A 13436-nucleotide genomic window follows, 5' to 3' on the forward strand; every position below is an offset into this window, starting at 1 on the left:
CGAAGAATCCAGAAGGTCAGGAACCCTGCACACAGAATCCGGACGTCACGGTTTCTGGCTGCTGATAGTCCGTGCCAACCGTGGATCTGGATCAGTATTGATTTCGGCATGTTCTCCCCCACTGAGAATGCTCATAATTTGCTGTATTCGATGATTGTCTAAGCCGGACGGCTTCACTGAATTGCGGTCGGCAAGGCACAAAACGGCCTCATGAACCTCGTCGAACTCCCGCATGAGTTGGATGAGGGTGGCAGCTGATGGGGCATTAGCCCCTTCCATGATGTTTCGGATCGTGCGCGCGTTCTTACCCACACACCGCGCAACACGTTTCCCCGGGGCCGACAACCCGGACACAGCCGACCGCAAAGCGCTTGATACGCTTTCGGCCACCATATCGGATGTAATCACCCCGGATTGCATCATGGCTTTTTCACCCCGCAACCTGCGCGGCGGAAAAGTTCGGTCATTTTTTGTGAAAGACATTTCCATACGTCCTCTGTCATGGTTTCGACATGACGAGGAAGGGACGGAAAATGGAAAGCACTGAGAACGTTATTCAATTTCCCAAAGGGCGCACCGGCTGCAACCGGTTGCGCGCCCCTGGACCAGAACTCGATATGGCCCGGGATTTCTTGGCCATAGCCAATTACCTGGACAGCATTTCCCACCGGACGGACTGGTCCGGATGGGTTGGAACCATTGCAAATGAAATTCGAGAAATGGCGAGAGATATTGGCGGATAGCATCAGAAACCATCCTCCAGATTGACGGCCGCATTGACGGCCATGCCGACCAAAACAGCAATAATTGCCAGAAATGCAACGATCCCAATAAACAGCAGTAAAATTGTCATACCTTGACCTCCGCATAGAAGCTGTCGGCGGTGACTTTCCCGCCGGTGGCCTCAATAATCCGGTTCATGATTGGCTTGACGGGAATGCGCCGACCGCTGCGGTAATGGCCAACAGCATTCGCGGTTACGGAGATTTTCCGCGCGAATTCGGCGTTTGAGGTGTTTGTGTCGGTAAGGTGCTGATCCAGTGTCATGGAGCAATACAAACATATTGTTTGTATCCAATCAAGGCAAAAATACAAACAGTGTGTTTGTATCTAAAATTTAAGATTTTCCCTACTATTTCATTGTGAAACATAGACTTAAGGAAATTAGAAAAGATCTGGGCTTGACCCAGACCCAACTGGCAGAGATGTGCGGATCATCTCTACAGATGATCCAGTATATCGAAAATGGTCAACGGCAATTGACCCCGAAGTGGATGGAAAAGATTGAATCGGCTCTCGGCGTAGAGCCATGGATGCTTTGGGTTGATCCCAAAACAACGGTCGATGAAAAGGATCGGGAAATCTTATCCCGCTATCGTGCACTGCCTGATAACTTGCGTGCCGCCGTTGATGCGATTTTGTTCGGGGAACAGAAAGATGTTGCCAAATAAAAACACTCCCCATAAATGGTCGCATTATACCGTTTTTTTACTCCTGTTTTGTATTGGGATTGCGTTTTTTTCTGCCGCCCCAGTTTCGTCCTTTATCATTTGGGGATGTTCGCTGTGCTTTCTCCCAGTATGGGGAGCAGGAAAGGGGGCGCGCTCTCTCTTGGGGGTAAGGCCGCCTCATTCAGAAATTAATGCGAATACAATTAGAAACCGAGATTTTTATAATCATCATAGCGATATTATTAAGGGCTATAAACTGTTAGTGACGCTGAATTTTTGGACGCCCTTAGAATACTTAAAAATGCACGGTGTTTTGTTCAAAACCCCAGAAGAAACATTTGAAATTAACCCTCGCTTTGGGGCGTGGATTCCATATTTAGGCGAAACCTCCACACCATCACCGCACGCATCTGTTTTTGGATTAGTAATTCCTGATGAGGTTTTGCCAATCCTGATGCATTACAGGGAAATTGTGGAGGCTGATTTTCCACCGGATGAAAAATTCAGGCGGTTGCAAAAAATGACCGCCGATGACACCAATCCGAATTGGTTGCGACATATCCAATATGCATTACATGGGAAATATTCTGACATGGCGGAATATTGGGCAATAAACGATCTTACATCTTTGCAAGGGGTTGGCCCGGCAAAAGCGCGCAAGTTAATTGGGCGGGGTATTTATACCGCAGACCAAATTCTGCAATAAAAACCCGCCCGGTGTGTGGTCCGGGCGGGCGTGGGGTAGAAATCTGTATCAGGCTGCGCGGAATGACTGCGCGGCCTTTTGTTTTGCCGTTGCGATGTACACTTCGCTCATGATGCGGCTATCGCGTTGAATGGCACGATAGGTGGAAACGGCGGCACCCATTTCCTGAACCTTATGGCCCAGAAGGACGCAGAGCTGGTAACGGTGGATCAAGTCACGGCTACGCCCCAGTTGGGTGCGCAGGGCTCGGATCTCGGCAACCATGGATCGGACGTTGTTGCGCCACTCTATGGTCATTTCATTCATGGCTTTACAGTCGATATAGCCAGGCTCAAGGGCGTCCCCATCCCTCAGCCCGTAAATTGAGTTTATAGTCATAATTTCCCCATACACGTCAGTGTTTTTGTTGTTTTTATTCGTCACACCGAATAAAATATATTCTTATGGATAAAGAATAAAACTGGAAATTGCAATAAAAAATATGGTACAAGAAATAAATTATTGCTTATTGGGGTAAATCTATGGATTTTCAGGGTCTTATACCCGCAGCGCGCGCCCTTGTCGGATGGTCCCAAGCGGATCTGGCCAGTCGTGTTGGCATGACGCAGGCATCGATCGCCGGCATCGAAAAGGGGCGGGGCGATCCGCACAAATCATCGCTGGAAAAAATACGCGCGGCCTTTGATCGGGTTGGTGTCGAGTTCCTGCCCAGTGGCGTTCAACTGCGCAGAACCCCGGTGTTTTTTATCGAGGGGGATACCTGGTACACCAGCCTTCTTGACGATGTTTCCGCCACCCTGCCAGATGGGGGCGAGGTGCTTATTGAGAATGTGGATGACCGCAAATCATCCCCACGGGTTATTGATCATCTGCGCCAGATGCGCCGCGCTGGTATTACATTCCGGATGACCGCAATGGAGGGCAATACGTACCTTTCCGCACCCGTGAGCTGGTACCGCTTTATTCCGGCCCAATACTTCAAAAACTGGATTGTAATGGTGTACGGCGACAAGGTTGCATATTCCGTTGCCGATGAAACCGGGTGCATGGTTATTACCGATGCGAACCTGGCTGACGCCATGCGCAACCGCTTTGACATGCTGTGGAACATGTTCCCGGAGCTGAAGATCGAAAGCACCGCGGCGGAGCGTATTTGATGAATTACAAGGTCAAAATCCTCGGCCCGAATGCGACACACAGCCACCCGGTAGGGCGGTTGGATATCAGTGTTGGTCAACCATACCACGAAGGCGAAAAGCTGGCTGCCACCATTCAATGGGCGCATGCGCGCTTTGGTCACGTCATTGTGTCGGTGGCGGACACCCTGCAACGGTTCAACATGATGGCTGATGGGGTGGAGCAGGGCGAGGCATGGCAGAAATCATACGATGCCGGTACCGAATGGATTGGCCGCAACGCGAACCTGTTGAAGGGCTGCACCGTGATTCGTTGGGACGAGCGTGTTCGTCATCCATTGTTCCAGCAATTCATGATGCGCACCCTTGATCTGATCAGGGATGACGCGGATCTAATGGGCCGGATGCATGCCGCGGCCAACCAATATGCAGACCGGCGAGGTGTGCATCACGCCGCCCCGCGCATGGGCTATCTGATCGAGGAAATGGCTGTATTCGATATGCTTTTCCGCCTTGAACCGGCGGCGGACGTGTACCCGGGCAGCATCCTGCCATTCTGGTCACACCCGGCCTATGGCGACCGTGCTGCGTTTACACGGATTGATTTCGTGCGTCGAGTCGCGATTTCATAATGGCGGACTAAGTCCTAAATTATCCACAAATGGTTAACGAAAATAGGATATTTCCTAAAAATACATTTGTATATCAATGTGTTAAATAAAAATTTAACTTGTTGATTAAGGCTGGTCGTGTACTATATAAGGACCAGGTGCCGGAAAATACAGAGTGGGGCCGGCGCCATGTGAGGGATTTATGGTTGAGCTTTTTACAGCGCTGCAGTCAGAGCTTAATAGCAGCGTTTTTGTTTTAATTGTCATATTGGTGATGGCGTTTGTGCTGACCTTCAAGGTTGGTGGCTGGAAACAGACGTTTATTGAGCATCAGGGAAGGATTGATAAGGTCGAGAAAATTTCTGATCTGATCGTCGAAATCAAAACTAAAGTTGATCTTATCTATCAAAATAATCCGAATGCCTTGTATAGAGCACAAAGCCCAATAAGCTTGACAGACTTGGGAAGGGAGTTGGCTACGAAGGTTAACGCCGACTCAATAATTGAGAAGTATTCTTCCAAGTTAGTGAAGCATGTCGATGATAAAGGGCCTAAAAACGCCTATGACATTCAAAAATGCGCCTTTACGGTAGCTCGCAATGAGCTCAAAGACCTCTTGAGCGATGTGGAGCTGACAGCCGTTAAGCAGGAAGCATTCAACAGAGGCCTTCCGGTCGAGGAGATATATACGCTGTTCGGGATTTTATTGAGAAATAAAATTCTTAAAGATAAAGGGATACCAATAGCGGATGTAGATAAGCACGAGAAAGCCTCTAAGGAATAAGAAAAACCCCGCTTCGGCGGGGTTTTTGTTTGTGCGCTTTTAATTTCTTACAAAAATTTCACACGAAAAACGCCCGGATTTTCCGGGTTTTTTGTGCTCAAATAAAAATACAAACAAATTGTTTGTTTTTCTGTTGACGTTATACAAACAATCTGTTTGTATTCCCTCACACCACCTGATCTGGCTCCGGCCACGCAAGACGGTGGGGCGTGCTGACACACGAGATGAGGACAGAAATGAGCATTAAACCCCGCACGGCGCTGATTGCCGACCTTGAGGCTTTGCAAGCTAAACCCGCCTTTGCTGGCCGGGACATTGTTGGCAAGGCTGATAATTTCCAGAATGATTTCCAGTTGCATTGCTATGTCGAACGTTGCCGGAAAGAGGTGGCCACCGATCAAAGCAAGCCAGACCTGTACACGGACCTGAAGGCGCTGGACCTGCAGCTTAAAAAGCTGATGGAAGTCCACGCGACCGAAATTGCCGGGACCGTCCATTACTCCCGCCACGGAATTTCCACCACCGCATTCAAATTGCAAAGCCACCTCGACGGTGTCGCTGACCATCTGTTTGATGCGCTGGACACCTACCGCGAGGCCAACCGCAACCATGGCGCCGAGGAAGAAGCCGAGCGCGCCGAAGCGCGTCAGGCCGAGCTGGACCGTTCCCATTTCCACAGCATCACAGGTTAGGGCCAGCCATGACCAGCAACAATGTACCGCGGTGGTTCTTCCGCGTTGATTACGACCGCAACGAAGAACCGGTGAGCGTGACATTCCGCCGGTTCAATGAAAGCCAGTGCTATCGCGTCCAGTTCGATGCGCCGCATTCTGAACGCCGAAGAACAGCGTCAGAAATTGGCACAGCGCGCGGAAATCGCTTGGAATGTCGCTAAAGAGCTTATCCGTGAACTGGACGGACGGAGTGATTGCAAGACAGCCGTTGGCATCCTGCGTCGTCACCTGACCACGTTTGAGCTGGAAACGGAAAATCTGGGTATCGGCCTGACCTTTGACCCGGATCGCCCGGCACCGCCCCGGCCCGTCGGTGAGGTTATTAACGCCTCGCTTGTTATCGCCGGCTGCGTGTTTTGCTTTGTCGCCGGGATGGTGGTGATGGCTTTCCTGAGCAGTGGAGGGTGCGCCGATGCGATTCAAAATCTGCTCTGACAGCTTCGACTTCGTCCACTGGATGATTTGCACGCCATCCACAATGCGGCCGCCAGCGAACGACAACAACGGATTGGCCGTGATGGCCGGACTTAAATTTTAATACTGACAATTGAGAACGAAATGACCCAACAGATTATTTATGACGTGATGGATCAGGCTATGATCCCGGAACTGCCTGCGCATATTAAAGCGCCGCAGATCGACACAGGAATGCTGCATGAACCGGGCATCTATTTTGGTATGCCGGACGACGAATATCATGCAATCCCGGCATTTTCGACCAGTGGTACCAAAGAACTGCTGGTGTCTCCGATGGATTTCTGGACCCAGTCATGGATGAACCCGCAACGGGTGGATAAAGACACTCAGGCAAAGATTGAGGGAAGGGCATATCACGCTCGAATTTTGGAAGGAAAAGAAGTCTTTTTCCTTCGGTATGTCGAATCTTTTGATGAAAGCTTGCATCCAAATGCTTTGGATACTGTGGATGATATCAAAAAAGAGCTGAAGTCTTTGGGACAGAAGGTGACTGGGAAAAAAGATGAGTTGATCGAACGGCTACTGGATGCTGATCCGTCTTATCAGATCATGGACCATCTTTGTGCAGAATATGCGCGCAAGAATCCCGGGAAAATCATGATTTCCAAAAGCTTGATTGCCAATATCGAGAAGAGCGCATTCATGATTGAGCGCGATCCTGCCGCAATCAACTGTTTCCGGGGTGGATATCCTGAGGTGGTCATTATCTGGATTGACCCGATTACAAAAGTGCCGATGAAGGCCAAGCTTGATTATCTGAAAATCAAGGCAATCTGCGATCTTAAGACGTTTAGCAACCCGCAGAGAAAGCATATTGACGCCGCGATTGGTGCCGCTGTTGGCGGTCGCCGCTACCACCTCCAGGTGGCCAATTATCTCGAAGCAGATGAACATGCCCGAAGATTTGCCGCAACCGGCAGAGTGTTTGGTGATGTTGATCCGGACTGGCTCAAGGCTTACGCGGAATACAGAGAACCCTGTGCATTCTTCTTTGTTTTCCAGCAATCCGGAGATTCCCCGATTACCCGGGTGAAAGAGTTCTCCCGGGTACTCGAAACGTACAAAGCGGCCACCGGCGCGGTTCGGCAGGCGCGCGCCACGTTCGCTGAATACTGGCGGATATACGGCACGGACCCATGGCTTGATCTTAAGCCGATCGAACAGTTCAGCGATTGCGATTTCCCCCTTTACATTATGGAGGCATAAAATGTCACAGGAAGATTTCTCTTTTAAAATTCAAGAATCCGTACGGGAAGCGGTGCCGCCGCTGATCTCCCTCTGGTCAAAATCTGGTGGCGGGAAAACGTACTCCGCCCTGTTGTTGGCGCGCGGCATGGTCGGACCCAGCGGCAAGATTGTGGTCATCGATACCGAAAACGGGCGATCCAAATTCTATTCGGATGTTTCTGCGCCATGGTTCCACCTCGACCTGCAACCACCATTCACACCAGACAAATACAAAGCCGCCTTTGAGTTTTCCGAAAAGTGGGGCGCGGACGTGATCATTGTCGATTCAGGCTCACACGTCTGGGAAGGCGAGGGCGGTGTTATCGACATGGCCGATCGCAACGGCGGCTCCGGCCTTCAGAAATGGAACGCGCCCAAGATGGCTCACAAACGGATGATGAACAATTTGACCCGCTCGCCGATCCCGGTGATTTTCTGCCTTCGTGCCAAGGAGGGCGTCAAGCAGGTTGGGAATAAAATTGAGCATGTTGGGCTTGTACCAATTGCTGAGAGGAACTTCGTTTTTGAAATGACGTTGGATTTGTGCATGACCAAAGACGGTCATTACGATCTCGAAGCCTCAAAAACCGTTCCCGAAGGCTTGCGCGGTGTTGTGACCAAAGGCGGCCGAGTCACGTCCGAAATGGGCAAAAAAATCGCTGAATGGATGGGGTCTGGTGCCAAGGTTGATGCCGAATTCCTGAAGCTGAAGCGCGACGGTCAGGAAGCCGCTATGTCCGGGCTTGACGCCTATCGTGCATGGACCGCTTCCCTGTCAGAGGATCAAAAATCTAAGGTCCGCCACCTGCATTCCGGATGGGTCGCCGAAGCCAAAACAGCCGATGCCGACGCGGCAATGAATGCTCCGCCAAAACAAACACAGCAGGGCCCCTCCGGGGCGTCGGCTCTGGATGATTCATTCACGGGCACCTGCACCAATTGCAATGGCCGCGGCGTCATCGTCACCGACGACAGCAAAGAGCCGTGCCCGAACTGCTCTACACAAAAGAACGCTGCGTAATTTCAAACAACGAGAGGTCAGATATGAAAATCCTTAATTTAAAAGCAGAGAATATCAAGAAACTGGTGGCCGTGGACATTACGCCCAATGGGGACACCGTGGTCATCAGCGGAAAGAACGGGGCCGGGAAATCCAGTGTCTTGGATTCGATCTATTGGGCTCTGGCCGGTTCAAAGCACATCGATGCCATGCCGATCCGGCAGGGTGAAGAGAAGGGATCGATCCGCCTTGATCTTGGAAAATATGTAGTTGAGCGTCGCTTCACAGAGAAAAGTAGCTATTTGACGGTTACGGCAAAGGATGGTGCCCGGTACCCAAGCCCGCAGGATCTGCTGAATGAAATGACGGCGTCAATCACGTTCGACCCGCTGGAATTTTCCCGCCTTAAACCGCAGGAGCAGTACGATGCATTGCGCGGTTTAGTCAAAATTGATGCCGATATCGAAGCGTTGGATGCACAAAACGAGAAAGATTTTGACAATCGGACAGATGTAAACCGGCAGATCAAGGCCCTTGATGCGCAGATCGAAGGGATCAAGGCAAAAATCCCAGACGGGACGCCGGACGAGCCGATTGATGTAATGGATCTGAGCAATAAAATTAACGGCGAGAAGGACAAAATCCGTACGCACGGCAATTATTGCGAACGTATTGCAAACGCTGACAAGGCGATTGCCGACACCGAAAGCGAGATTGAAGCATTAAGCAAAAAATTGGATGGGTACCGGAAGGCGCGGTTGGACATTGCATCCGCAAAATCTGAGATCACGCTTGTGGATGCCGCGGTTGTTCAGGATTGGCAGGATCGTCTTGAGAAATCACAGGAAACCAATCAGGCCGTATCCCTGAAAGCGGACATGCTCGAAAAGCGGAGTACGCTGGATGATCTGATCAAAAAATCAGAGGGCCTGACGAAAGCCATTAAAGACCGGGAGTTGGAAAAGGCTCAAGCCATTGCCGATGCGGAAATGCCAATCCCGGGCCTGACGTTGGCCAACGGTGTGGTCTTTTATGAAGGTGTCCCGTTTAGCCAGGCATCCAGCGCCCAGCAACTGCGCGTATCTACCGCCATCGCCATGGCAATGAATCCAGAACTGCGCGTGATCCGTATCAAAGACGGTTCCCTGCTGGATCGGGAGGGCATGGACATGATCAAGTCCATGGCCAAGGACAAGGATTTCCAAATCTGGATTGAGCGTGTTGCGGATGATGACCCGGTGGCCATCGTTATTGAAGACGGTCAGGTAAAGCAAAGCGAGATGTCAGAGGCCGCATAAGAATACCAGTCCGCCGATAATGTCTTCATCGGCGGCGGGCTCGGTACCGGGCGGTGGTGTCAAAAACACCCCAGTGTCAGTGGGGGATACCCCGCCCGGATCAGCCCCTCGATGTGTGCCGCTGGATTGTCGGAAACCTCCGGCGGCACACATGGACGGGTTCATGGCCGAATGAAATAGGAGATCGGCTGATCGGCGTACGCGATCATGACGCGGGTGCAATTCCCGCCCCGTCTACCAACAACAGCCCAGAGGAGGGCATCATGACGAACCAATGGGACACATTCAAGGCGGCTTTCGACGAAGCCACGCGGACAATCAGGATCGCGGATAACCATGTGAATGACATGGCCGGGATGGTCCGTGGACGTTTGCGGGCATGTTCTGTGTCGCACTCAACGCTCTGCGAATTGAAGCGCGAACTGGCAGACTACAACATGCACACCGGGAAATGGAAGGAACAGCAATGACCAACGACAACAACGCACTTCACGCAGCCGCCGGGTTGTGCGCGCCGAAATCGGATATGGCCGCAAATGTCAGAACGCACGTTCCTGATTTTGACATGGCCACAGAGATTATCCGCATTATCGGGTGCCATGACGCTCTGTTTGAGGCTTTAAAGGAAATTGCGAACGCTGATGTTTATTATGATGACCTTGGTGGGGATATTCCGCGCAGTCAGATAAATGAGGTCGTAACTGCAAACGTGGTGAAAATCGCAAAAGCCGCCCTCGAACTGGCGAAAGGAGAAGTCCATGACCGATAAATTCAACCCATGCGATCCGGCGCAACTGGACGCGCTGATGGAATTGGCGAACGGGGCAACGCCGGGGCCTTGGGAAACAGGCGAGGCTTCGTGGAACGAAGAAGGTGATGCACGATACACTTTGCATGGCATTAAAGAAGTTCATGCTTTTGATTGCCAATTCATCGCCGCCAGCCGCGAAGCCGTCCCCGCGCTGATCGAGGAAGTGAAGCGGTTTCGGAAATACGTTCAGATAATTGCGATGCAGAAAAAGGTTCATGAGGTGGACGAAGAAGATCGCGATGATGAATGTTTTAAATACGCATACGACAAAATCATCGACACCGCCCGCGAAGCACTGAAAGCGGAGGGCGTGTGATGACAGATTTTTGGTGTGAAAAATGCGAAGGACCGAAAGAACTGGTATGCCATTACAGGAGTGGATGCATGTTCGAGCAGGACAAGGCCATGCTTGCGGAAAAACTTGAAGAGATTTTTGAGCAAATTCCCTGTAACGATTTTTACGAAACTGGCTCAAAGTTCATTTGTAATCCGCCTGTTCTGGACACGGACGAGGATTATGTTTTCGATTGCAGCGAAGTCGGGCAGGCTGATGCGGCTGGTGAGTTTCTGTCTGGGTACGGATTTTATGTGCTGGACATGGCAGATGATGAATATGACGACATCAGGGAAAATTTTACGTCGTACAGACTTGGCGATTTGAATTTCATCATTTGCAATAACAAGCTGTTTTACAAGAAATTTGTTCTAGCTACACAGCTATCCGCAGAATTAAATCTTTTGAAAAAAGAAGATCGAATCCTTCTTTTTCAAGCGATTTTGTACGGAAAAATTCATGGGGAGGAAGTGTAATGACCACAGACCCGATACAGGCCGCGATTGATGCGCTGGAGAAATGCCGAAACTATCAAATAGGCGATGAGATTGATCGGATTGTATGTCCGGTAATCGAACAACTCCGCGCCCACCAGTCAGCGCAGGGATGGCAGCCTATTGAAACTGCGCCGAAGGATGGAACACCATTTTATGCACGATTTAAAACACCGTTCCGATGGTGGCCCTACAAGAAAGACGCCCAGCGACAGGGGTACCCAGAGGGGCGATGGCAGGAAATGAATGAATATGGTGGGTGGAAAAACACAGACATCGTGCCGGAGGAATGGATGCCGCATGAAAAACACGCCTCCACGATCAAAGCGGCTGGGGGTGAGTGATGTGTGAGCAAGAGCAACAGTTTGAGCAGCAATACTTTGAACAAATGCAACTCGAACAAGAATTGGATCAAGCCGCATCATTTCTGATGTCGCATGGGTTTTTAGTAATACCAAGAGAGGACATTGCTAAATTCATGGGCCGATACTCAATCGTTCCTTTGCCTGACAATAACATCGTGAATGAAGATGAAATCCCTTTTTAAGGAGAAAGCAGAATGACGTGTGTTTGTAAACGGTGCGGATTGTTCGATAGGCGAATTTTTATCTATTGCCAATCCTGCGCTGATGAACTTTGGAAAAAGTTATGGAGATAATAGAATGATCGAAGCTTTAATGTACGTGGTAATGGGGTTCTTTGCAGGTTTATCGCGGCAGAAACAATGAGAAAAAAGTGATGGAAAATACACAAGCATCAATAGATCGAGTTTGCGAATATCGCGGATTACCAAAAATAAAAAAAGGGCATCCATGCATTGTGGATGGTCATGAAGGCGTGATTGTTGGCGGAAATTCGTCCGCAAACTTCAACGTCGAATTTCCCGTTAAACAGATCAGAAACTGCCATCCATACTGGCGAATGACCATATGGGACACAGGCGGAAACGTGGTTTACCAGAGCAAGGACGATTAAAATGACAAACGAAAATGAACTGATGCAGTGCCCGTTTTGTGGACATGTCCCAGTATTTTACGCGGTCACTCAACGTCTTGTTACTTGCAGATGTGACAACCCATCCTGCCTATTGGAGTTGTCATTTTTTTTCGAAACGTATGAAGAAGCCGCCGCCGCATGGAACACCCGCGCCGCCGCACCAAAACAGAATACACCCCCCACGCCTCTCAACGATGCGCACCTTGGAGACCTGAATCAACAGGATGATCCGCCGGACGCGGTGGAGAGGGGTGTTGATATTGAAGAGCTGAAGCGTGATGTGGTCGATTTACCCAGCGTGTACAAAATCGACAGCGTTCATCGTGCGGAACAATATGAGGACCGCCTCCGCGTTATAAACTATCTCCACCAGCGCGGACTGATCAGTTGTCTATCAAATTCCGAGAAATCTGAACATCAAACGGGTTTGACCGTCACGGGTGAACAACAAGAACCGGAGTGGTTCTACCGCTGGGCGGCGCGGGCAACGGCTGGTAACTGCACGGCGGAGGAGGCAATCAGCATGATTTTCTGCTGTCCGTTCAATCCGTATGCGGACAATAACCCTTGGGAGAAAAAGCAGGAGGCGCAGTAATGGCACACCCTGATCTTTTCCCAGAAACAAAGCCACCCAGAAAAAAGCCCCGTGTTTTGATGCACTTTATTGATGCGGGCAATGGCGATGGCTTTGGGACACCGTATTGCGCGCAATTCCAGTGCCGTAAATGCGGACGCAAAAGCGATTGGTTTGGCTTCACAACCATAACTGAAATCAAGCGCGGGATACCGTGCGATTATTGCAACGGTGTAAGAAAGCGCCGCCGCCTTGTCCTGCACGTCAAGGATATTTATTTCCAGCAGACGCTGGCGGGCCTGAAACCGTTTGAGTTCCGCCTGCGCACCCCGTACTGGACCAAGCGACTGGTCGGACAGCACTATGACGATTATGTCCTCATGTCGGGATACCCGGCAGCCGGGGACACCAGCAAGATTCTGGTCATGCCGTACCGCGGGTATGAGGAGCAGACCATCACGCATCCGCACTTTGGCGATGGTCAGAGGGATGTTTTTGCAATTATTCAGGAGGTGCAACAATGACGGACAAGGCATTTTCAACACGGGCCCTCGCCGAACGCTGGGACTGTACCGAGGCCCACATACGCGGCATGATCCGTGGCGGGGCAATTAAGGCGTTCCGGCTGGGCACGTTGTGGCGAATTAAATTGGAAGAGGTTGAAAGAATCGAATGCGGCTCAAGCAATACCGAGGAACATGGTGCGCTGTCTGGAATGACGGAAAAACAACCCGCCGCGCGTCCCTTCGTACCAAGGACCGTGCCATTGCTGAACAGCGCTTCCAAGGCTTCATAAAGGAAGC

General features: G+C 50.6%; 23 protein-coding genes. 20 read left to right on the forward strand and 3 right to left on the reverse strand.

The window, feature by feature from the left end; genetic code table 11:
* Nucleotides 1-45: 45 nt before the first annotated feature.
* On the reverse strand, nt 46-483 hold the full coding sequence (locus MICA_RS12105) for a hypothetical protein (RefSeq protein ID WP_148260408.1): 438 nt from the start codon (nt 481-483) through the stop codon (nt 46-48).
* Nucleotides 484-533: 50 nt separating this feature from the next.
* Here MICA_RS12105 and MICA_RS02685 point away from each other — a divergent pair, with 50 nt between their 5' ends.
* Nucleotides 534-743 carry a hypothetical protein gene (locus tag MICA_RS02685; protein ID WP_041793755.1) on the forward strand — a complete coding sequence of 70 codons (210 nt, stop codon included), beginning with the start codon at nt 534-536 and terminating at the stop codon, nt 741-743.
* Between the two features lie 106 nt (nt 744-849).
* Here MICA_RS02685 and MICA_RS02690 read toward each other — a convergent pair whose 3' ends face one another.
* The gene (locus tag MICA_RS02690) at nt 850-1047 is read right to left on the reverse strand and encodes a transcriptional regulator (RefSeq protein WP_014102136.1); all 198 of its coding nucleotides are present in this window, start codon (nt 1045-1047) and stop codon (nt 850-852) included.
* 95 nt (nt 1048-1142) lie between these two features.
* Between MICA_RS02690 and MICA_RS02695 the strand changes: the two genes are divergently transcribed.
* A complete protein-coding gene (locus MICA_RS02695) occupies nt 1143-1451 on the forward strand; it encodes a helix-turn-helix domain-containing protein (RefSeq protein ID WP_041793757.1) in 309 nt (102 codons plus the stop codon).
* A complete protein-coding gene (locus MICA_RS12110; RefSeq protein ID WP_148260409.1) occupies nt 1438-2157 on the forward strand; it encodes a helix-hairpin-helix domain-containing protein in 720 nt (239 codons plus the stop codon). Before MICA_RS02695 ends, MICA_RS12110 begins: the two co-directional genes overlap by 14 nt.
* Nucleotides 2158-2205: 48 nt before the next feature.
* On the opposite strand, the gene MICA_RS02705 is transcribed toward MICA_RS12110, so the two are convergent.
* Complete coding sequence (locus MICA_RS02705) at nt 2206-2535, reverse strand: hypothetical protein (protein ID WP_041793758.1); 330 nt, start codon at nt 2533-2535, stop codon at nt 2206-2208.
* Nucleotides 2536-2678: 143 nt separating this feature from the next.
* Here MICA_RS02705 and MICA_RS11825 point away from each other — a divergent pair, with 143 nt between their 5' ends.
* From MICA_RS11825 to MICA_RS12225, 17 genes are all read left to right on the forward strand, one after another.
* Nucleotides 2679-3314, forward strand: a complete 636-nt coding sequence (locus MICA_RS11825; protein ID WP_014102140.1) for a helix-turn-helix transcriptional regulator — start codon at nt 2679-2681, stop codon at nt 3312-3314.
* The gene (locus MICA_RS11830) at nt 3314-3925 is read left to right on the forward strand and encodes a hypothetical protein (RefSeq protein WP_014102141.1); all 612 of its coding nucleotides are present in this window, start codon (nt 3314-3316) and stop codon (nt 3923-3925) included. The genes MICA_RS11825 and MICA_RS11830 overlap by 1 nt, the downstream gene beginning before the upstream one ends.
* A 181-nt stretch (nt 3926-4106) precedes the next feature.
* Nucleotides 4107-4688 carry a hypothetical protein gene (locus MICA_RS02720; RefSeq protein ID WP_014102142.1) on the forward strand — a complete coding sequence of 194 codons (582 nt, stop codon included), beginning with the start codon at nt 4107-4109 and terminating at the stop codon, nt 4686-4688.
* A gap of 236 nt (nt 4689-4924) precedes the next feature.
* Entirely contained in the window at nt 4925-5380 is a 456-nt protein-coding gene (locus MICA_RS02725; RefSeq protein ID WP_014102144.1) for a hypothetical protein, read from the forward strand.
* Between the two features lie 96 nt (nt 5381-5476).
* Nucleotides 5477-5857, forward strand: a complete 381-nt coding sequence (locus MICA_RS02730; RefSeq protein WP_014102145.1) for a hypothetical protein — start codon at nt 5477-5479, stop codon at nt 5855-5857.
* A gap of 123 nt (nt 5858-5980) precedes the next feature.
* Entirely contained in the window at nt 5981-7105 is a 1125-nt protein-coding gene (locus MICA_RS02735; RefSeq protein ID WP_041793760.1) for an SAP domain-containing protein, read from the forward strand.
* Nucleotide 7106: 1 nt separating this feature from the next.
* Nucleotides 7107-8147 (forward strand): AAA family ATPase, encoded by a 1041-nt coding sequence (locus MICA_RS11835; protein ID WP_014102148.1) that lies wholly within the window; start codon nt 7107-7109, stop codon nt 8145-8147.
* Between the two features lie 23 nt (nt 8148-8170).
* Nucleotides 8171-9424: an AAA family ATPase gene (locus tag MICA_RS02745; protein ID WP_014102149.1), complete on the forward strand. Its 1254-nt coding sequence runs from the start codon at nt 8171-8173 to the stop codon at nt 9422-9424.
* Between the two features lie 263 nt (nt 9425-9687).
* Nucleotides 9688-9894, forward strand: a complete 207-nt coding sequence (locus MICA_RS02750) for a hypothetical protein (RefSeq protein ID WP_014102150.1) — start codon at nt 9688-9690, stop codon at nt 9892-9894.
* Entirely contained in the window at nt 9891-10193 is a 303-nt protein-coding gene (locus MICA_RS02755; RefSeq protein WP_014102151.1) for a hypothetical protein, read from the forward strand. Before MICA_RS02750 ends, MICA_RS02755 begins: the two co-directional genes overlap by 4 nt.
* Complete coding sequence (locus MICA_RS02760) at nt 10183-10551, forward strand: hypothetical protein (RefSeq protein WP_014102152.1); 369 nt, start codon at nt 10183-10185, stop codon at nt 10549-10551. The genes MICA_RS02755 and MICA_RS02760 overlap by 11 nt, the downstream gene beginning before the upstream one ends.
* Nucleotides 10552-10619: 68 nt before the next feature.
* On the forward strand, nt 10620-11045 hold the full coding sequence (locus MICA_RS02765; RefSeq protein WP_014102153.1) for a hypothetical protein: 426 nt from the start codon (nt 10620-10622) through the stop codon (nt 11043-11045).
* On the forward strand, nt 11045-11407 hold the full coding sequence (locus tag MICA_RS02770; RefSeq protein WP_014102154.1) for a hypothetical protein: 363 nt from the start codon (nt 11045-11047) through the stop codon (nt 11405-11407). Before MICA_RS02765 ends, MICA_RS02770 begins: the two co-directional genes overlap by 1 nt.
* Nucleotides 11407-11610: a hypothetical protein gene (locus MICA_RS02775; protein ID WP_014102155.1), complete on the forward strand. Its 204-nt coding sequence runs from the start codon at nt 11407-11409 to the stop codon at nt 11608-11610. Before MICA_RS02770 ends, MICA_RS02775 begins: the two co-directional genes overlap by 1 nt.
* Nucleotides 11611-12039: 429 nt before the next feature.
* Nucleotides 12040-12654, forward strand: a complete 615-nt coding sequence (locus MICA_RS02780) for a hypothetical protein (RefSeq protein WP_148260410.1) — start codon at nt 12040-12042, stop codon at nt 12652-12654.
* A 59-nt stretch (nt 12655-12713) separates the two neighbouring features.
* Entirely contained in the window at nt 12714-13157 is a 444-nt protein-coding gene (locus tag MICA_RS12440; protein ID WP_321162953.1) for a hypothetical protein, read from the forward strand.
* A complete protein-coding gene (locus MICA_RS12225) occupies nt 13154-13429 on the forward strand; it encodes a helix-turn-helix domain-containing protein (RefSeq protein ID WP_014102159.1) in 276 nt (91 codons plus the stop codon). The genes MICA_RS12440 and MICA_RS12225 overlap by 4 nt, the downstream gene beginning before the upstream one ends.
* Nucleotides 13430-13436: the final 7 nt, after the last annotated feature.

This window comes from Micavibrio aeruginosavorus ARL-13 (genome assembly GCF_000226315.1).
In the GTDB taxonomy this organism is placed as follows: domain Bacteria; phylum Pseudomonadota; class Alphaproteobacteria; order Micavibrionales; family Micavibrionaceae; genus Micavibrio; species Micavibrio aeruginosavorus_B.